The sequence below is a fragment of the Citrobacter sp. wls826 genome (assembly GCF_005281245.1).
In the GTDB taxonomy this organism is placed as follows: Bacteria; Pseudomonadota; Gammaproteobacteria; order Enterobacterales; family Enterobacteriaceae; genus Citrobacter; species Citrobacter braakii.
The window spans coordinates 1-20,300 of the sequence record NZ_SZWS01000059.1; the positions used below are offsets into that span (position 1 = coordinate 1).

Annotated in this window: 18 protein-coding genes and 2 pseudogenes; 5 read left to right on the forward strand and 15 right to left on the reverse strand. The window is 46.2% G+C overall.

The window, feature by feature from the left end:
• Window positions 1-614 precede the first annotated feature (614 nt).
• Together FDW87_RS17280 and FDW87_RS17285 are read left to right on the forward strand one after the other, a co-directional pair.
• Window positions 615-1,691, forward strand: coding sequence for a methyl-accepting chemotaxis protein (locus FDW87_RS17280; protein ID WP_137380011.1), 1,077 nt, complete (start codon window positions 615-617; stop codon window positions 1,689-1,691).
• Window positions 1,692-1,739: 48 nt separating this feature from the next.
• Window positions 1,740-2,336 (forward strand): dienelactone hydrolase family protein, encoded by a 597-nt coding sequence (locus tag FDW87_RS17285; RefSeq protein WP_019077656.1) that lies wholly within the window; start codon window positions 1,740-1,742, stop codon window positions 2,334-2,336.
• 55 nt (window positions 2,337-2,391) lie between these two features.
• On the opposite strand, the gene FDW87_RS17290 is transcribed toward FDW87_RS17285, so the two are convergent.
• The 3 genes and pseudogenes from FDW87_RS17290 to FDW87_RS17300 form a co-directional block, all read right to left on the reverse strand.
• Window positions 2,392-2,559 carry a VasL domain-containing protein gene (locus FDW87_RS17290; protein ID WP_019077655.1) on the reverse strand — a complete coding sequence of 56 codons (168 nt, stop codon included), beginning with the start codon at window positions 2,557-2,559 and terminating at the stop codon, window positions 2,392-2,394.
• A gap of 162 nt (window positions 2,560-2,721) precedes the next feature.
• Window positions 2,722-2,895, reverse strand: a pseudogene (locus tag FDW87_RS17295) (IS3 family transposase); the annotation flags it as partial.
• 111 nt (window positions 2,896-3,006) lie between these two features.
• Complete coding sequence (locus tag FDW87_RS17300; RefSeq protein ID WP_049268881.1) at window positions 3,007-3,594, reverse strand: MarR family winged helix-turn-helix transcriptional regulator; 588 nt, start codon at window positions 3,592-3,594, stop codon at window positions 3,007-3,009.
• A gap of 183 nt (window positions 3,595-3,777) precedes the next feature.
• Between FDW87_RS17300 and FDW87_RS17305 the strand changes: the two genes are divergently transcribed.
• Genes FDW87_RS17305 through FDW87_RS17315 form a run of 3 tightly spaced genes read left to right on the forward strand, consistent with a single transcriptional unit; the run spans window position 3,778 to window position 5,344 of the window.
• Window positions 3,778-4,017, forward strand: coding sequence for a hypothetical protein (locus FDW87_RS17305; protein ID WP_016154483.1), 240 nt, complete (start codon window positions 3,778-3,780; stop codon window positions 4,015-4,017).
• Between the two features lie 8 nt (window positions 4,018-4,025).
• Window positions 4,026-4,766: a hypothetical protein gene (locus FDW87_RS17310; RefSeq protein ID WP_109018349.1), complete on the forward strand. Its 741-nt coding sequence runs from the start codon at window positions 4,026-4,028 to the stop codon at window positions 4,764-4,766.
• A 41-nt stretch (window positions 4,767-4,807) separates the two neighbouring features.
• Complete coding sequence (locus FDW87_RS17315; protein ID WP_103284226.1) at window positions 4,808-5,344, forward strand: redoxin domain-containing protein; 537 nt, start codon at window positions 4,808-4,810, stop codon at window positions 5,342-5,344.
• A 210-nt stretch (window positions 5,345-5,554) separates the two neighbouring features.
• Here the strand turns inward: FDW87_RS17315 and FDW87_RS17320 are convergent, their stop codons facing one another.
• The 12 genes and pseudogenes from FDW87_RS17320 to FDW87_RS22920 all read right to left on the reverse strand — a co-directional run.
• The gene (locus FDW87_RS17320; protein WP_137380012.1) at window positions 5,555-6,844 is read right to left on the reverse strand and encodes a VasL domain-containing protein; all 1,290 of its coding nucleotides are present in this window, start codon (window positions 6,842-6,844) and stop codon (window positions 5,555-5,557) included.
• A 1-nt stretch (window position 6,845) separates the two neighbouring features.
• On the reverse strand, window positions 6,846-7,289 hold the full coding sequence (gene tssE / locus FDW87_RS17325) for a type VI secretion system baseplate subunit TssE (RefSeq protein ID WP_049268755.1): 444 nt from the start codon (window positions 7,287-7,289) through the stop codon (window positions 6,846-6,848).
• A complete protein-coding gene (gene tssJ, locus FDW87_RS17330) occupies window positions 7,289-7,831 on the reverse strand; it encodes a type VI secretion system lipoprotein TssJ (protein WP_137380013.1) in 543 nt (180 codons plus the stop codon). The genes tssE and tssJ overlap by 1 nt, the downstream gene beginning before the upstream one ends.
• Complete coding sequence (gene tssG, locus FDW87_RS17335) at window positions 7,806-8,894, reverse strand: type VI secretion system baseplate subunit TssG (RefSeq protein ID WP_137380014.1); 1,089 nt, start codon at window positions 8,892-8,894, stop codon at window positions 7,806-7,808. Before tssG ends, tssJ begins: the two co-directional genes overlap by 26 nt.
• The gene (gene tssF / locus FDW87_RS17340) at window positions 8,855-10,621 is read right to left on the reverse strand and encodes a type VI secretion system baseplate subunit TssF (protein ID WP_137380015.1); all 1,767 of its coding nucleotides are present in this window, start codon (window positions 10,619-10,621) and stop codon (window positions 8,855-8,857) included. Before tssF ends, tssG begins: the two co-directional genes overlap by 40 nt.
• Window positions 10,622-10,643: 22 nt before the next feature.
• On the reverse strand, window positions 10,644-12,242 hold the full coding sequence (gene tssA, locus FDW87_RS17345) for a type VI secretion system protein TssA (protein WP_137380016.1): 1,599 nt from the start codon (window positions 12,240-12,242) through the stop codon (window positions 10,644-10,646).
• Window positions 12,239-15,655 (reverse strand): ImcF-related family protein, encoded by a 3,417-nt coding sequence (locus FDW87_RS17350; protein WP_137380017.1) that lies wholly within the window; start codon window positions 15,653-15,655, stop codon window positions 12,239-12,241. The genes tssA and FDW87_RS17350 overlap by 4 nt, the downstream gene beginning before the upstream one ends.
• Window positions 15,656-15,659: 4 nt before the next feature.
• Window positions 15,660-16,811, reverse strand: coding sequence for a hypothetical protein (locus tag FDW87_RS17355; RefSeq protein ID WP_049268750.1), 1,152 nt, complete (start codon window positions 16,809-16,811; stop codon window positions 15,660-15,662).
• Window positions 16,812-16,817: 6 nt separating this feature from the next.
• Entirely contained in the window at window positions 16,818-17,084 is a 267-nt protein-coding gene (locus FDW87_RS17360) for a PAAR domain-containing protein (RefSeq protein WP_072034040.1), read from the reverse strand.
• 163 nt (window positions 17,085-17,247) lie between these two features.
• Window positions 17,248-18,264: a putative type VI secretion system effector gene (locus FDW87_RS17365; protein WP_137380018.1), complete on the reverse strand. Its 1,017-nt coding sequence runs from the start codon at window positions 18,262-18,264 to the stop codon at window positions 17,248-17,250.
• A gap of 20 nt (window positions 18,265-18,284) precedes the next feature.
• On the reverse strand, window positions 18,285-19,856 hold the full coding sequence (locus tag FDW87_RS17370) for a T6SS effector BTH_I2691 family protein (RefSeq protein WP_371415031.1): 1,572 nt from the start codon (window positions 19,854-19,856) through the stop codon (window positions 18,285-18,287).
• Window positions 19,832-20,300, reverse strand: a pseudogene (locus tag FDW87_RS22920) (hypothetical protein); the annotation flags it as partial. The pseudogene FDW87_RS22920 and the gene FDW87_RS17370, both read right to left, overlap by 25 nt.

Here is a 20,300-nt window from a genome sequence, read left to right on the forward strand (position 1 = left end):
CCCGCCCTAGAGGCGGGTTTTTGCTTTTGGAGAAACGGACTCTCCATCAAGCTCCGTTCGATTATTCGTCTCCAGCGGCTCACCCCTGCGGGGCCAGCGCGACAAGCGCGTTGTTCACCGCCTGCTGCGTTAGTCCGGATCCGGGCACCGCTGTTATTATAAATACATTAATAATGTTGCATTTTAACCGGCGGTTATCACATTCTCAATTTTGGTCATGTACTCGATATATAGTGATACATCTAACCACTCTCTGAATTTTTCAATGCACACATAAATGATGTAATCCAACTACACATCCAGGCTGGAGAGTGATATCACAGGAATATTTAGGTTAAGCTAAAATATAAAACTAACAGATGGAGATTTTAATACTCTGAAATATCATTATCTGTAGTGTTCAACTGAAGTATAATCCTTATCTTAATAGATAACACGCGCATTTAAAAAAACACCAGGCCATTTCTGTAAAATAATTCAACAAAACAATTATCAAGAAATTATAATACATCAAATAATACTAATTAAAAATATATTGACGTAATCTATAACATAGGCGATAAACTATTAAACCATTATTTTCTTAAACCTATTATCGAAAAAGGATTGATAAGATGATCAGGAAAATTATCGCTAAGATAGTTAAAAGAAATAGTAACTATAATTACAACACTTCTTCCGACCTCATCGAAGCTGACACCCCCATCGCTGAACAAAAAGCAGAAAACTACAATAAAATCATCTGCCATCATTTCACTTCTGGCATATCAACACTCAACCTGATCAGAACATCATTAATTTCAACTCATGAACAATTAAATACAGAAAAAGATAAAATAACAGAACTAAACGCACAAAATAATAAAGCAATGCATTCCCTTGAATCACTCGTTATTGAGATCAATGAGGCAGGCAAAGAATCAGCAGAAATTCAAAAACAAATGACTCATCTGAAGTTATCACTGACTGAAATTAATGATGCAATTAAAGACATACAAAAAATTGCCAATCATACAAATCTAATCGCAATAAATTCAGCGATTGAAGCTGCCCGAGTAGGTGAGGCGGGAAGAGGATTTAGCGTTATATCTAAAGAGGTTAGACAACTAGCTGAAAATGTTAAAATGTGCACTAACCATATATTTTTGCAAACGGAAATCCTCCAGAATAATGGTTCTACGGTTGATACATCCATCGAAGCACAGCTAGCAATAATCACGAAAATCACTCAGCATATGAATGAAGTTGTTTTTTCTATTAAAAGTGTAATTGAAAAATCAGCCGCAATGAAGGCAATTATTGACTACATATCAAATTTACTATTTTTAAGTATCATTAAAATGGATCATGTTATTTGGAAAATAGATCTATATAAAAAACTTACCGAGAATAAATTAGATGATACGTTGACATCATATAGTCAGTGCAGATTGGGGAAATGGTATTACGGTGATACTGGAAGATGTTTCGCTCATTTAACGGGATTTAAAAATCTGGAGGACCCTCACCAGATGTTACATAACTCCGGCGTTCTTGCAATCGAGTATTCGATTTCTGGCGACCATGAGCATATGTCCCTGGCGTTAAAAAGAATGGAACAGGCCAGTGATGAGGTAATGAATCAGCTCGAGATTCTTGGCAACGAGATTTTCAGAGAGGTTGTAAAATTTACGCCCGGTGATAACCCTTGACAAACTTTATTATTAGAATAGATAGTTAAAAACTACGGGAGACAGTTGATGTATACTCTATTATCTAAAAATGAAAATGCTGTGATAGTTTTACATGAAATTTATGGATTGAATAATCATATCAAGCAAGTATGTAAAGAACTGCACAATACAGGACTTGATGTATATTGCCCCAATTTTTTGAACCGCGAAGAACCTTTCTCATACGATCAACATAGCCAGGCATACGATTATTTCATGAAGTTCTGCGGATTCGATACATCAATGATCTTCGATTTACTGATAAGAATACGTGATCATTATAAAAAAATAATAATCGTCGGATTCAGTGTTGGAGGGACATTAGCATGGCTTTGTTCGGAGAATACACATTGCGATGGTATCGTCAGTTTCTACGGAAGCCGTATACGTGATTATACTGATATAATGCCCAACAGCCCAACACTGGTTATCCAGGCGAAATATGAAGAAGCCTATGATCCTTACTTTCTCCAGCATAAACTCCGTCAGTATCCACTAGTATCGTTTCATATACTCAACAGCCGTCACGGATTTTGCGATCCTTATAATAAGGCATACAATCCGCCTGAATCAGCGAAAGCGCTGACTCTTTCGCATGATTTTATAACGAAGATCATTAACTAAGTTAATATAAAACGTCTGACTCATTTGATGGTCTTTGGCTGGCTTATTTCCAGTGCTACCGCCCTCGAATGGCATTTTGTTTCAGCAGCGTATAACGATTAAGAAGCTGGTTAAGCCGCATATCGAGCTGCTGATACAAAGCGGGTGATACACTCCCCTGTTTTTTTAATTCCTCATCGATTTGACGCAACAATTCTTCTGTCGGTGGCGTTTTCAGCGTCATAATAATGCAGGGTTAAATCATTCATATTTATTCTGCTTAGTAAATTGCTGCGTGTTAAACACTGAAGCAGACTCCGGGAGTCTGGCACGGGTAAGGAAAGCGCCATACACGATGACAAATCGCCAGTCACAAGAAATTCAATCGGTGCAATCAGCTTGCCCTCATCCGGAAGCCTCTCAGCGTTGCCATGGTCACGATACTTCTTGCGCCAGCAAAACATGGTTGATGTTATGCAACGCCAGAACCTGACGGCGTAATACAGCCCGTCTGCCGTCTGGTTTTTCAGGGGGGTTAACTGCTGCGATGAACCCCGAACACGTGGCAGAGTGAGCATATCACCTATGTTCAGGTGGCCAAATTCAGTGTTCCACTACAAAATCCAGAGAATGCGCATACCATTTTCTGGATTTTTTTATGTCCGCACTTTACCCGTTCAAAAGCCAGTATCTAGCCCTTTCTCTCATTCTGAGCGCTAACGCTGCAACTATTTTCCGGCTCCTCAAATTCACGACAAATTAATGTGATACTTTCCATGGGAATCGGCTCTTCTGTTAGACCACACCAGGGATGCCCATTTATCGACTGATGAAAACGGCAAAAACGGCACTCACCAAACATTCTGGCCCCCTGATTTTTCTGCATACTCCGAAGATGGGCCAGAAAAACTGTTTTCAGCTGTTCCTCAGAAAAAGCTAATGAATCCCACGGCTCCTGCAGTGTCTCCTGCATGATGCTATGCATCACTTCACTCGCTTTGGATGTCAGAATCAGATGGACAACCCGTTTATCCTTACCGTCATTTTCTCTTCTAATCCAACCTTCACGCTCTAGTTTATTCAGGGACTGCGATACCGTGCCTTTAGTCAGCCCGAGGTATTCCGTGGTTGCAGCGGGCGTATTGGAATAACCATTGCATCGCGTTAAATAGAAAAGAATCTGAACCCATGTTGTGGGGAGTCCTTTCAGTTGCGGATGGCGATAAAAGCTGCCCATTTGCAGGCTCACCAGGCGTTCAAGAATATCAAAGAGTGTCACAGTTACCTGCCTCTGCTTGCCGGGATACGTGCTGGATAAACAAACGTCCAGACTTTCTAACGATAGGGATTTACTGTCATCAATAGTATCGATTCAAAACCATATTGACAATATTTTCAGTGTGTGTGTAATATCAAATGGTATCGATTCGATACCATTTGATATTACACAAGGAAAGTCATCATGAGTAAAACAGCCGTTTTCTTTCATGCAGGTTGCCCGGTATGCGTAGATGCAGAACACCAAATCGCACTGGCACTCGATCCCGCTCAATACACGGTAGAAATCGTTCATCTCGGAAATGATAAAACCCGACTGAATGAGGCCATCGAAGCTGGTGTGCAATCTGTTCCAGCCCTGGTACTGGATGGCGGTATCCCGCTTCACATCAACTTTGGTGCGTTTATTAAAGATCTGCTTTAAGGATAAAAATGAAACGTATTGCGATTGTATTAGCAATGGCTATCGCCACCTCTGCCAGTGCACATGGCAATGAGCCTCATCAGGGCGGTATTAAAACCAGCGCCGACAAGGCTGTATTGGCTGAGTTTGATATTGTGCACACGAAAGTCACTACCGAAGGGAATGTTGCCACCTTCCATATGGCAGTTTCCGGCAAGGCAGGTAAAAGTAAGCCTGCAGTAACAGGTAAGCTGGCGGGAACGGAAATTTTCTCTTATGTCTGGCCGACAACGATCGATCCGTATGAAGTGGGATTTGAACATAAGGCCGGTATCCTGGCACTGGCGGTAACATCCCATCCTGATCTGGATGATACGCCGCTGTATGATGAAAATGGCGATGGTAACCGCAACAATGATGGCGATCTGTGGCATACCCATTGGGTGGTGCTGAAGCCTAACGAGGTCTGCGGGCCTGGCGCACTGGCCGTAGTTGATATTCCTGAGGGACAAAAACCCAGGCTGCCAAAAACCTGGCCTGGCTTGCCGGTACTGTTGGACAGTCCGGGCTGGAATCCTACGCTGACAGGTGAAACTGTAGAAGTGAAAGTTCCGTTCGATAATATTGGCGTGGTCACTGCCAGCCAGTTTGATGGCGTAACTGCCGGGCTACGAGTTAATGCATCCGTTCATGCGCCGCTACTTTGCGTCGAGGATGTATTTAAAGTGGCCTCTGGCAAGCTGACGCTGCCGGGGAAAGTAAACCAGTAACGGAAATTAACCCGCACCACAGTGCGGGTTCTGGAGCTAACATGAATATCATTCGCCATCCGCGAGCACCAGCATTGACAATTGAACGCTGGTTTAATACATCACAGCCGATAACCCTGGAATCATTGCGCGGCAAGGTCGTGGTAATGGAATCATTTCAGATGCTGTGTCCTGGCTGTGTTTCCCATGGACTGCCGCAGGTTTCACGTGTGTACGCCACTTTTCCACCGGATAAGGTGGCCGTTATTGGCCTACATACGGTTTTTGAGCATCATGAGGTAATGACCGCACAGGCACTGGAAACCTTTCTATCAGAATACCGCATCCCTTTCCCCGTCGGGGTGGATATGCCGTCTCCTGACAATGATGTCCCCCAGACCATGCTGTCCTACGCTATGCGCGGTACACCTACGTTGACGTTAATTGATCAGCAGGGATACCTACGCCAGCAATATTTTGGTCAGGTAGACGACCTCGCGCTGGGAGCAGAAATCGGGGCGTTATTAAATGAGTCGTTGTCTGTTTCCGAGGACGCGTCTATGGCATCAGGGTGCAGTGATGGGCAGTGTGCACTATAGAGGTCCCGATAGAGATCCTGGCGTTAACCTTTTAGGGCACTCAGTGATAATTCCTGATAAATATTATTAATTTTTCATGATTTTATAGCGGAGATCATCAACCAATTTTATATAACCAACTGAATCAGTTGATGATCTTTGGCTGGCTTATTTCCAGTGCTACCGCCCTCGAATGGCATTTTGTTTCAGCAGCGTATAACGATTAAGAAGCTAGTTAAGCCGTATATCGAGCTGCTGATACAAAGCGGGTGACACACTCCCCTGTTTTTTTAATTCCTCATCGATTTGACGCAACAATTCTTCTGTCGGCGGCGTTTGGTCAAGCTGGCGGCGGATAGTGAAAATGGCTGATTTCAACTCCGACCCCGTCAGATATTTACCCTTGCGTTCATCAAGCGCATTTAGCTGGGCGGTTAACGCTTCCAGCCCCTGCTGGGCATGATGCCAGTTTTGCAGAGCACTTTCCGGCAACGCTTCCGTAGTTAACTGTTTCTGTAAGCTGCTCGCGATTACTGTCGTCTGCGATTCTTCCGGCCACAGAGTGACTAACTGCTGCGCTAATGATGCAGCGTATTCCCGCGACCACAAAGGTGACAAGCGATGTAAAACGTCCAATTGCTCTTGCGTTGCAGCAATTATATCTTGCTTCTTCCCCTGCAAATCTGAGGACTGCTTCAATGTGGACAATTGTTCAGGCGTCGGCACCTGTGGCAATGGCTTAACCAGTTCATATCCGTCGGCTCGCATAGGGTTGATAGCAAGAAAAGCGCCGGTACTCACCACTGCTGTAACCATGACACCGATAGCAAACCCCAGCCACATGCGTCGGGTTCCATGATCGATTTTGGTCGCTAAAACCGCTGCGCTCGATTGCCCGGACGACGCTGGCTCATTAACCACAAAGACCAGTTGTGGCAAAGACGTCACAACGTTATTTGTTGCATCTGAAGCCGGTATCATCACAATGGCCGATCCCGAATCGGGTTCGGATTTCTCCAGACGCAAAGCTGCATTGTGCATCCAGGTCACGACAGCCTCCAGTTTACTAAGCGCTTTCAACTCAAGCCGTTGCAGCACTTCGCAGGCATGTTTTAAACTCTGTTCAACCCGATACACCATGGATAAATCAGTATATGACAGCGTTAGCGTACGCAATTCTTGCTGTAAACGGGCTGAGAGCCATGCCAACATCTCAACGCGGGCATGAGTTTGCTGTGGCCATATTGCATTCCAGTGGTGCGTCAGTAAGGCCTCCAGGAGTTCCGCGCATTCGGCAAGTCCCACCAGTCCCGCATTCCGTATTCTGGCGACGGTGTACCAGGACAGTGTTTGCAGTTCGACGCCGTTATGACGAAACAATGCGAGGCTTAACTGTTCAACTTTTTGCCAGTCAACGTCCGGGCGCGCGGGGTGAGTCAGCTTGCTGATTTCATCGCGTAACAACCCGAACTCCGTGAAAGCACGCGGGTCACCACCGGTGCTGATGCGATACTTATCCATGTCAGTACACTCCAGTCTCAAGCCAACCCTGCCTCTTAAGGTGACGGATAAGAACCCGCCCCTCAGGGGTAAAATCAGTACCATAGCGAACAATGCCAAGGTCTTGCAGTTCAGCATCAATGGAATAACGCAAATGCCCCGGCGTTTCCTGCTCCTGCATCGTTACCTGAATACCTTTTAGCCGCGGTTCATACTTCAACAAAACCAGAGAAAGCGTGCTGATAAGCTGATGTGCCGTACCTGGCATTCCCTGGAGGATTTTGGTCATATCCGGCAGACCGTAATCGGGTAAATGTTTGAGGCTACCGGCACGAGTATTCAAAATGCGCTGCATATTATCCAGGACGGATAAGATGACCTGCGTGTTTTCACTGACCGAGTGCAAAGGGAAACCACCGGAAAAATTACCCAGTAAGATGTCATAAAGTGACGGCTGCTTGACCATTACTCATCCTCCTGCGTAAGGAGTGCCAGAGTCCGGGTATTTAATTCAAGCACACGCGCCTTATCAGGATCGAGATCTTCACGGCGTAATACCACGCGCCATGAATCTTCAGACTGTTCGGGAGAAATAAACATCCCCGCCACGGCAACATATTGCGCTTCCTTTTCGAGTGGAATATCGACAGTTACACTTTCACCAGGACGTATCAAAACATCTTTCTGAGCCAGTAAATCTGTTTTCACCACCGTGCTATCTTGCTCAAATAAAGACTGATAATTAGCCGAATCAAACGCTTTACGATCTTTGAGTTGGTAAATACGCACAACCGTAGAAAGCGCTATGCCCTGCGCATTTTTATTAGCGCCTTCTCTGGCGGAAAGATCCAAATGCAGCGTTTTAATTTCCTTATAAAAAATAGACTTCGTTAATGACACCGTGCCTTCCGATACTTTTTGTGTCAGACCACACCCAGTGACCACACTGGTCATTACGGTTATTACGGTTATTACGGCAAAATTAATAGCGATAATCGCCAGTCTCATCGGCTTCCCTCCGCTGATCATGTTGACTAAGGCTCTGCCAAAGCCCAAGTTTAATTGTTATAAATTGATTATTAGCTTCCGGGTTATCCAGACGCAAAACGGCAGTGCGGCCAAGCTGTACTGCCGGTTCACATTTGTTACTGGTAAGTTGAGCATCCGGAAGTGCCGAGCGAGGAATGCGTAATTGCAGCCTTGCATTGACTCTGGCGCCTAAATACACGTGCATCAGCGCGAGAAAATCATGATAAAGCTGGCCGCCCGGTAACCAGTCGCGAACCTCATCGGGAACATCCGTTGTAAGAGTAATAAGCACCTGGCTGTTAATATCTACAGCGCTATGTCCCATCACCGGGCGAGAATGGAGGCTAACGGGTTGCCGCGTTCTCATTTTTAACGGCTTATCCTGCAGGATTAAGCGCTTATCATGAGGAGTCACGGTGATATTTGTTGTTGGCGATAATAAAGATACCAGCGCGGATATACCTTCCGCCGTACGCGTTGGCATTCTCATGATTCCCAACAGCGCCAAAAAACGCGATAACGGAGCCTCGGTTTGCGTGGCGCATCCCCGAATGCCCAACCCGGTCAACCCCAGTAAATATTGTGATGTTTCATCTGTAGCGCCTGGGCGGAAGGTCGCCGGATAGCTGTATTTACGCCAGATTCGATAAAACTGCGTAATTAAGCGATGGTTAAAAATATCCAGAAACTCAGCAGCAACATCCGAACCTTCCTGACGCTGGGCAATATCATCCTGATAGGTTGTCGGCAGCGGCGATTCCACGCCATACAATCCCATAAAAGTGACACGAACCGTTGGTGGAAGTATGGGTTGTAGCGGATCATATTCTGCATTTTTTAGCTCCCCCGCCGGGAACCCCATCCCGGGATGAGGACGAAAACGAATGGTATCGAAGCGCGGACTTTGTTGGCTTCCAGGACTTGGCGCTTGTGGATTCCACTGTTCCAACAACTGGCAGAAACGATAAAAATTAGTACGGGGTAGGTTTTCACCAAGGCTATTTAGCAGCCGGGTAGTCGCTGATTGTGATTCTCTTTCCATCGCAAGCTTTTCCCTGCCGGCTGTATGATTAAAGTAAGCTGATTAAATAAGTGAATATCCGCATACAACGCAAAAAAGCGGTTAAGCATTTCACCAAACAGATGAATATCGCCCTCACCGGTAAATCCGTTCTCATCAAGCGTTATTTCGATATCCACCCCACGGAGTAAAAATCCTTTTTCAAAGCGCTGTATTTCATGTTGCTGAACATCCATGATCGCATCCAGACGACGATAATTAAGCTCATCGTCCTGCCAGTTATAAAGGGACAACGTTCCTTTGAGCACTTCTGCGCTAGCCATCATATTCAGAAAGCTGGATCCCAGGTGGCTCAACACTCGCCAGTGAAAACGATCCTCTGCGGGAGGATAAGCAGGTAGTGTCGGCTTACACAGATTGCGCACGGCAATCGGCGTCTGGAGGATCTGCTCGCAGCGATTGAGCAATGAACTCTGCAAAGCTCGCCTGGGTAGTTGACCGTTTGTTCCAGTCACTTTTAATGACAAGGTTTCCTGCTCAGCAAGACGATCCCGCTCCCAGGCATCTCCTCCAAGGATCAACCATGTATCATATAATCCGGATACGCCGCGTCTGACGCGAGTATGGTAATAACGCTCTGGCGCGTTACGGCGCATCATGCCTCCCTTATGGCGAAAACTGGTGAAAGGAGCATAGACGGCGTTATGCGTTCGCTGTGAACCAGAAACCGCATCGACTGCATAAATTTCCGTATGTCCATCCTGCAACCTGCGCGGACGCAGCAAATATTCGCTTTCTAGTCCATTAACCACCAGTGGATCAGCCTCCATAGTGAAGAGATTAATCACCGGAACGCAATGAAGACGAATATTTTCACTCCCCAGAGGAAGCTCAGAATTCCACTGTTGAGTCAGTACCACCTCTATTTCAAAGCAATCTATACCAGCAGGAAACATTATCTTTTCCAGACCGTTAAGATGGACAAACATAAATTTTTCGCGGAACGTAAAATACTCAAGCAATAATTGCCAGCCGCCAAACGCCGTATCGCCTTTTGGCCATAAACTGTCTTCACTGGCAAATCCGCCAGGTGAAAAGTAACCATCCAGTCGAATACGCTCTACGCTTTTGGGGAGCCTCAGATAAAGAGAGGCCAGACGCTTTGTCAAAGCAAGGTGCAGCGCATGGGTCACCGGTGCATCACCACTCAGGTAAAAACTGAGGCGCGTCAGATCAGTTTGCGACCAGTCCATCTGTGGATTGCACTTTATTCGCATACGGATGACCGAGCGTCCGTCAGGTTCCGCATCGATATTCACCGCCGTGACAGACAGCGGATTGAGCGTGACGGGCTGTGTAGTACGATACTGACATACCGTTTTTTTAGGACCGACGGGCTGTGACAATACGCCAAACCGCGCGTTAATCCTCTCGCTCATTTTCAGCACATCAATATCAGGTAAAAGCTCGACAATACTTAAGGAAGGAATGGTACGTAAATAATGAGGCCACAGCAGACTCATCAAACCTTCGGTAAATTCAGGAAGATGATCGTCAATTTTGGCCCGCAATCGCCCCATCGAAAATGCAAAACCTTCAAATAATCGCTCCACATAGGGATCGGGAATACCAGCTTTATCCAAATCCAGCATGGCTGCACGATCCGGATGCGCCTGCGCAAACTCTTTTGCCGCTTCCCTTAAATAACGCATTTCCGCGTCATAATAACGCAGAGTTAAGTCTTCCATTTTACAGTTCGCTTATTTTGTTTTAGCCACACAAGACGGCAGCTCTGGCAGGATCAATGGCTACCAGTCCGGACAACAGTAAGTCCATATCTGGCATCAGACGCGCTTTGTCACTTTCACTGCGATTGGCTTTTAAACGCAGAAGTTTCAGCCGTCGCGCTTTTACTTCAAACAGCAGTTCAGGCTCCCATTGTTTGAGGGTGAGAGAGTGTGCTGTCGCATTCAACTCGCCAAGCAAATGCAGCGCGAGATCGTTGCGCCCACATTGTTCCGTCAGGCGAGCCATCAACAGTTGGCGTAACCAGCGTTGTCGACGTGAAATCACGCCGGGGCGAGCCTGAAGCCAGGCGAGCGCGGCTTCAACGCCTTCGCTATCCGCCAGCGCCAAGGCCTCGCTTTCAAGTAGCAGGATATCGTCGTCCGCCCCTGCGGTAGCCGCAGTGACTTTTTCCGTCTGCCAGTCACTTTCCTGCAGCACCTCACGGGCGATCCACTCACGCGTGACGTCATCGGCAAAGGGCATTCCGTCGTTAAATGCCAGCGTTTCCAGACCCGGCATCCGATGCAGCAACATTTTCAGATCGCTGATGATAATCCCGGCATTTTTATCCCATGGCGACCCAGCCCTCATTAATGCCTGATGAAGGTACCACTGCACATCAAGCCAAAAATGATTCACTCCCTCAACAAATAAGCTGTCAGTTAACTCAATCAATTCAGTCCAGCTTTGCTGCAAATAAAGACGTTTAAGCTGCGCACGGTAATCACTCTTGGGCGGTTCCAGACGTGTACGTCCGGCGCCATCTGGCGGAGGAAGCTGGCTGACCGTATCGAGCCGCACGCTTTTCATCAAATGATGCGCCGCCAGCCAGCCATCTGGCTGATCGGCCAGGTATTTGGCCAACACCCGTGCCTGCTCCAGTAACTCTCGGCCCGAGGCAATACTTTTGAGGACGGGAGTATCTGCGCTGTACCGAGCGGTTTGGGTGCTGATATTTTGTGGTACCAATGCCTGAGCACCGCCTGATTGGGCCAGACGGTTCTCCAGCGCGCTATACAGCGCTCCAAGCCCTGGGCGAATGCTCTCCTCTCGCTGATTAAATTGCTGGTCCAGCAACATCAGCGCACCGGCGATCCGTTGCGCGTCAGGTCGTGAAACTTCCGGGAATCGCGCCAGACTATCCAGCATCCGCCCGCCTGCTAACCATTCGAGGGCGGCTTTATGACTATTCGCTTTTAAGGGATGGAGAGTATCGCCATATTGCTGCATCAGGCCAGCCAGCAAAATCAGACCATCCGCCAGGCCGGACTCACCATCCTGGTGCAAACGCGCCCATGTGTAATAAGTGACAACACGGACATCCTTACAAGTGTTGATCAGGAGTTTTTCCGCAAGCTCAATGATGAGATCCGTTTGTGCGCCAGAAAGTTTATTCACCTCTTCCCGCATGCGCTGAAAATCATCGTCATAGCCCGGATCGTCACCCCCCGGGTTGGCTGCTGAAATTGGCAATAACCAGTTTTGCCATAGCGCAGTCTGCGTTTGTGCCTGTTCCATCAGTTGCTGTTGTTCATCTGTCGAATCCGCACTGGCGGCCAGTAGACGATTCAGAGCGCTCATTCTTCTTCCTCTGAGGAAAGCTTGCTGCTAACAATAAAAATTGCTTCGGGTAGTTCAAAATCGCGGAGTTTGAGTAATGCAAGGGGACCTTCACCCGCTTCCGTGCGCAGGGTATAGTTCAGCGGCAATCCATCTTGCGCAGTCCAGCGCAGGTTAAAACCGCTGCTCACGCCAGCATTATCAGTTATCTCCGCTTTCTCAAGCAGTCTTATCCAGCCCCAGGTACCGGGGTTATCTGAGTAGATTCGGGTTCCCGTACTCGTGCTCACCCAGCTTAGGGTTGCTCCTGACGCTTGCGTATCGGCAGGCCAGACAACGTTTTTCCACGTTGGCATCTGATTAACGTAGGTGAGTTTCTGGCCATCCAGCACGAGGTCTGTCTGCATCACATCTCGTGCCGTTCCAGGACGCAGTTCAAAACGAATCCCGGCTTCTCCACGAATAAAAGCGACATCCGCAATTTGACTGAGTAGGTCCATCGCCTCGAGGAACGCAGGATTAAATACCAGTCCCTGAGCATTCACCGTGTCGGCAACCCAGTGACTTCCCTGTTTATGCAGCACACCGCTTAAATGACTTTCGAGAAAATGCTGAATTCGGCCATTATCGCTTCGCAGATATTGCGCCAGCAGCGGCAGGGAAGCCTCGCTGCCGACATCACGGAACGGATAACGTCCACCGAATGCGCTGTTCCAGTCATTCACAATCAGCGCCTTCCATTGCGCATTCAGGCCCGCCGCGGTTGGCTGCAACACCTGCTGCCATGACTGCTCCAGCGGCTGAACAAACATTGTTTGACCAAATCCACTCCATGCTTGCCCCAGACTGGCAGCCACCAGATTTCCATAGTCACGCGTGGTAGTGAGATCAACGGTTTTGCCCTGAAATACCGTCTGCGCCAGGGCCTGACTCATTCCCTGCGGATCGGCAGCGTTAGTAATCTGCTGGAGTTTCAGCCTGACCTGCGTTACCCGGGTCAGGTAGGTTTGCAGACTCAGATGGCTGATATCCTGCCCAGCCGATTGTTCATCCATCAATGCCAGGATTGGCGAGAAGGTACTCGCCATAGGACCTTCTTCCCGTGCATGCTGGTCAATGGTCTGTTTCTCTTTGGTGTTAAACAGATCCTTTGCCGACTTCACCAGTGAGTCCGACAACGCTTCCCCGGTTAACCCTGTACGTCCCTGAACGGCGAGCGTATTCATTAACGCAACCAGAGGAGACTGACGGATATCTGCAATCAACGTGAGTTGATCGATGGCATCACTCAGCGTTTGGGTGCGCTTCCAGCGAATACTGTTGAGAAAATCCAGCCAGTTGTCGGCAAAATCTATGAAGAAACGCTCGCTAAGACGCGCCTTTAACGCCTGTGGAGAGAGAGGGTCGCTTGCAGAGTGCGTTTCATCCCCCAGCACCTGATCCATCTCTTCCCGGCGGTTGCTTACGATTTTTTCTATGGCGGGCAAAACCTCCTCTTCCCAGGCTTGGCGGGTATACACGCCAGCAACCGAACTCCGGGTATAAAATACCTGGTCTGCCCGAGTATCGCCGGTCATGTCCTCCAGACGAAGATCGGTGTAATGCGGAGTCACCTGTTCAATGATTTTCTGATACAGGGCGGCTTCGCCATTGCGGATCCCCATCTGACGAATTAACAGCGTTCGCACCTGGCTAATAAGATTTTTATCGGCCGCTATTTTCCATTCAGGATGCGCCTGAAGGTTTTCTCCCCAGAATTGCCAGAGCCCCGGTCCAACGCCTTGCCATGATGCGCGCGAAATGCCTGCGCGCTCTGGCCAGTCTTGCATCAGCGCCTGACTAAAAAATGACGCCTCCATCTGTTCGGGCCGGGAGAGCATCAGATACATTTTCAACTGGTTGTAGGCGATCTTTGCCCGAGCTGCAAACTGCGGGCTATCCGGTGCCAGTCTCGTTAACGCCGTCAATTCCTGAGTGAGATGTTGTGCGGCTTCATCACGCAGTAGTGGAATAGCAATACGCGTATAACGCGGCCATAGGGCATCCAGCAGAGCATCATTTTGGCTCAAGCCAAAGCGGTAATACCACGGCACGCCATTCTGCTGACGCCAGCGAAGCATGCCCGGCGTTTGCTGAAGAGCGGATAGCGCCGTAAGACGCTCGGCGAGCGGTTTATCCGGACCGCCAGCCAGTCTCGCCTGGTCCAGGCTTGCGGTGATCATATTGCGATTAGCCAGGAAAGAAACCGCCATTCCCGCGCCCCATAGCAGCATCAAACCGGCTGTACCGACTGCCAGCACTCGAATTCCTGAACGGCCTGTGCGCTGTGCCTTTAGCTCCGCAGGTAACGCAGGGAGTGAATCAAGCAACGCGCGCCAACGCTCATCACGCGTCCAGGCATGCGCAACGCGCGATGGGGTACTTTCCGCATACTGGCTCAAGATTACCGCCGCCAGCGGCAGGGGCCGATGCGGGCTGAAAAAAGTGGTCAACGAGTCGCTGATGGCTTCTGCATTAGGCATCAGCAAATTAGCCATTTTCAGTAAAAAGTTATCGCGGATATTTCGCGTAACCTGCTGCGTGCCCTGCTCCGCCATGTGCATTGCCAACGAGGTCAACTGCGAACGACATAAAGCCGTGGTGCATTTTGAAGGGAACATACACGTCGCAGAGTGTAAGGTTACGTTATCCGGTACAAATTGAGTGCCATGCAGCGACCAGAGGTATAACGGCACTCGCCAGCGAAGCGTGGTAAAAACCGCCAGAAGATGGCGGGCGGCCTCATCCATTTGCTGTGAAGTTAAGGGCACAACAGGGGCTGATTGAAGCAAGGCATCATGTTGCTGAAAAGTATGGGTTACCCATACAACCCCATCCAGCGGGCGCCGATGCAGTTTGCGTATCGTATCAAACAGCGAGACATCTGGCGTTGCAGTGAGCTTGCCTCCCCAGATTAACACCACGCCATCCCCTTCAACCCAGCGCTGGGAGGTGAGTTCAGGTACCAGTTGATCAACCTGAGGGGCATCCCCCATCACCAGCAGGATACGCGTTTTGGCGCGCCAGCGGCGACCGTAGTTATCTTTAAGTGTAGAGTAGAAGTTAATGAATATATTGCTGTCCAATGTGGCTGCAGTATTATTTTCTACATTTGACTCATAAGCTGACTTCCATGGTAAAAGAAAATAAGCAATGGCTTTATATTTTAATAATGGTACATACGCTCCTAACACTGATTTCAACGCATTCACCTGCCATATTTTAAAAATATAACACAGTGCTAATAAAATCGATGTGATAACTATGATCCTGGTTGTTGGGGTTGTCACCCCGAAATACCCCCCGTAGTAATAAAGTACTACATAGCATATCAAACCAACAACAACCAAAATAAATAACAAACCACATAATCGCAACAAGCTAGACTTTTGCATATATCTATTCCCGACTTCTAATTTTTTTAACCCTCGACAATATAATATTTCCATCCGACTCTGAGAATATCAGATCAACAGCATCTATATCTTTTATATTTAATAAAGAAAACATTAACATCACCCAGATATCAAATTCTCCATGAATACCAACATATAATTCAGCATAATACTGCTCAAGATTTTTATTATGTTCGTTAAGAACAACAGCTGCCTTAGCTACATCTTTTTTATTGCTATTTTTTCCTATCAAAAAATTATCAACCATCCCGACACTGGCCTGATAAAAAATCAAATTGTTAAGATCTTTGATCAGATTATCTTCATTTGTAGAAATAGATCTATATAGTCTTGCCTTCTCGGCAATATTATTCTGTTTAATTAAAATCGCTGGAGCAAAAAGAAAAGCACACATACCATCCCCCGTACCAGGATGTTTATTATTAATATCCGTTGACTTTTCCCCTACAATAATTAATCTAAATTTATCCTCCGTAACACTTAGCCATTCATCAATATTTAATACATAGTTGTGAAAGATAAATTCACTGCTATTAATTATAGCATCAGAGAGGCCAAGTTGTTTCCAGGCCAATAAAAAAGACTGCCATGTTGAAACCCCCGATACCTGACCAACAATAAAATTAATAATCAAACCATTTTCAGAAGTAACATCCATTAATCTAGCTCTTATGGGAGCTAATAACTCATGAAATAAAGCAGTATAGCCAATCGATTCTGGGAAATTTAACGCCCTGGCCCCAATTGCATTGAACTCATTTTCTTCAAGTAAATTTAGCATCTGAGAATCTTCGGGAAAGAGATAACTATAATCTACAACACTTAAATAATCAGAAGCCCATTCAGACCACTTACAATCAATATTAGAACCTTCCGTTAATATCATTTCATTTTTTTCAAGAGACAATCCTCGCTGAAATAATCGAAGACCTAAGTATATAATGAATGCTAAAAAAATAATTAAAGATATTACAAAAGCATAATAAAAAGACTCATTATTATGAGTAATGTAATATAATAAACTGAATAGCAGAACAACAGTTATTAACAATGAGAAAAAAATACCACTATCGCGGCCCCACCTAATAGAAGGTACAGGTTGTATTATCTTTTTATCTGGAATATTCCAACTCATTTTAACTTACCAGACCCCCGTACAGGGAAGCGTTGAAATAACATAACAACCACATTGGCAGATACATTTATGCACGGCTACTGGTTTTCCATCTGAGATCCACTCTGGAGAACCCTGGATTATCTTATTTACGCCATGAAATGGAATTGGGCATATAACAGTATCACCAAGCAGTGCAACACCTAAACCATCGATAATTATCGTTGACGAAACAGAAATCACTTTACCACCACTACTTAATGGATCATTGAGCCTGACCAAACCTTGAAACATAAACCCTCACTATAAAAAATATAACTAGCGACATATAAACTTTCGAAAAAGATAAAAGCACACCTTCCTACACATTTATACAATTAGATAAAGATCAGATAATATTAATATCTTTCCCGTCAAAAACATTAGCTTTAAAATTCAAAACTTAAATAATTGTCAACTAATAGTAAAAAAACCACCATCCTGATTTAAGTAATCGAACAGACCGCCCTTGCTTCTTAAATTCTTTTATATTTTTCTTGTCGAGTTTCCGAAGATCAATATTCGTCACATTATCCCAGCCAGCAACAGTCAATATCTCCTCCGTCAACTGTTCTTTCGGAAAGGGGTGGCGTCGCCAGATTGCCCATATTGCAGGAAGGATATACAGAAAGGTTCCCATGGTCAGGAACATCGTTACCCCACTCACCATTTTTTCACTAACAATCCAGCCATCCTGATAAATAAACACTATCAACATCAGAATAATTAACAAAATAACGACCGAAATGGGGACTTTCATCCCGTCAATTCGTGCCCGTCGTACTCCCTGGTAACACCACGGTGGCATAGTCAGCGAGCGCGCATGCGGCCGGACAAGGGCATAGACCAGGTACTCCTCTCCCACCGGCGCGGCAATCAGTTCCACTTCCTCACCTTCCCGACAATAGGGCGCTCCCAGCCACCCCGAAAACTGCCGACCGTTGATTTCGCCAGTAACGTACCACGCAGCAGCTGGAACCCTGTCTTCATTGCTCGCCACCATGCCCTGCGCCGTTGCCGCTGAGCCCATCGAGGCCAGCACCATCGCGGCAGACGCCATGTTCTCATCCTGCCTGCTGAAATACTCCCACGTCTGCGGATAGGCTTTGGTGTCAAAATAGTGCGTCAGGCAGCGCTGGTGATAGTTTTTCACCACTCCCCTGACCTTTATCAGCGGGGCTGGCGGGGGCAGTATCGGGTCCGGTGGCATATCAGCCAGCGCTTTTGCCAGTTGCTTTTCTTCACGATACAGTTCCGCCAGCCGTTTTTTATGCTTCTTCTTGCCTTCCGATTCATAGTACGCAATGGTTTGTCTTAATTTTATCCATTCCCAGCGCTCCCGGAGATAGTTTTCTTTCACATACCCTTTACCCTTCTCCAGCCCCCGGATATAGGCCCGGGGCATATCGGCGAACAGTTCATCATCTTCTGTCATAATATTTCGTTGCTCCAAAATTAAACCACAGCAGGGACTTCCGGCTCATCATAGATAATAAATGGCCAGTAAATTATTGGTTTTCCACGTTGTTGTTTTTTACCTGAAGATAATTGACGTGTGCTTTCTTGCAGTGAATTTCGGGCCTCATCAATAAACATATTTATTTTTTCCGGCGCATAACTATCGATATCAATCGAATTATCATCACCAAACAAACTATTCTCAATCCACGACTGTAACGCATCACGTGAATAATATTCAGTCAAAATATATTCAGCCACCATCAATAACAGGGCAACCTCCCACGAAGCCAACAACCCTACCCATTCGACACCTAATCTTGTTAATTGTGGTGCTGCGGCTTTTCCCAGCCATACGGCCAATCCCCCTCTAGCGGTATCCCAACCAAAGCGTTCAATCAACACCGACATCAATTTCCCTTCCGCTTTGGCAATAATGGCAACATCACTAAGAGTCTTAACTAAATATAAGCCGGTAAATGCCCATTTTTTACTGGAATTCGGTAAGCTAACTTTATTCAACAATGTGGAAAAATCTAATCCCAGCGAAAGGCCGGCACTTATCAGCGAGCATCCTGCGCCAGACATTTTCATGTAGTGGAGACTATTTTTCTCTTTAAGAATGACCTCCATTGCAGGTGTTGCAATATCAATAATCCCGCTTGCCGTTGCCGATATTGCGCTGACTACCTTGGCATAGTCAGAGGGTTTATTGTTAAAGTTATCGAGTTGGTTATACAGTTCGACCACATTGAAAAATAAAACAAAAATTCTAATACTGGTCACCGCATAACCAGAAGATCCTGCAGGCTGGCGAAGATAATCTGCATACGCTTTTTCAAGTGCGGCATATTTATTACTCGCCACCCGGAGACGATCAGCCCGAATGGCTCTTTGCGTGCTGTAAAAAACAGTGCCAGTAATGTAAGCCCTACGCTCCGTTGCCCAGCCAAAATATTTACTGAACAACATTTTTGTTTCTAACTCTGACTTTCCAGAAGATAGCGAAAAAAGAGTTCGAACTATAAGGTCATTCATGGTATTGAGCACAGGTCCAATCCGTGATACGGAAAAAAACCTGGTCCCCACGGTAACCATGTGCTGATCTATTTTATACAGCACTCTTTTCGAGAATACGGCATTGCTATCCAGAGGTTTTGAAATTTCACTCGTTGCTTTTTCAAAACCTTTAAATATTTTATTAAGTTTAGCGCCATTCTTCTCAAAAAAGTAGAGCACATCATTTTCAGAAACCGGAGATATGCTACACTGTTGCAAGCTAGCCAATAATGGCTCTGCATCTGCCATTATTTCTGGATTATTATAAAAATGTGTTCTCCAGACGAGATTAGTTTTACTTGCCGTGGTATATGCGTCGATCCAGTCATCCAGCAATTTTACACCTGATGGCGACTCATTAAGCCCAGCCATCGCGAATGCAGCAATTTCACGATAGTTTGCATTATCAACAGGGTCATTAGAGAAAAAATCCTGTAACATTGTTATAAATAAAGAAGTCTGTAACCATTCACAACGATAGATAATCAGTTTAGCGAGTTGCTCATCAATTTTTGTGTAAGATCAGCACAACATTTATTAAAAGAATCCCATTTGCTCTGATTGATCATTCGAGCATATTTAGACCAATCATTAGCGACCTGGTGTTTTTTATAAACTTCGTTTTGTTTTCCCTTTATCTGTTTTTCGAACTCTTCGCGAGTTAGTATATCCTTCGGATCTGTTCCTTTAGATTTCTCATTCTGGACATACATGTAATAAGAATAATCCATTGCAGGAGGAGAGATATATGTTTCCTGGGGTAATACAGAAAGCTGGGCTTCAACATTCTGTTCCGAGCTTTTGTTAACAATCTCCTTAACACCGTTTATCAGATTCTGGGTACAGAACTCCAGGGCGCGTTCATCACCGAATATCTTCGCCATCGCCAGGACATCGTTCGTCCATCCCGTCAGCTCATGCGTTATCCCTGTTGCATCATGCAGCGCCATCAGC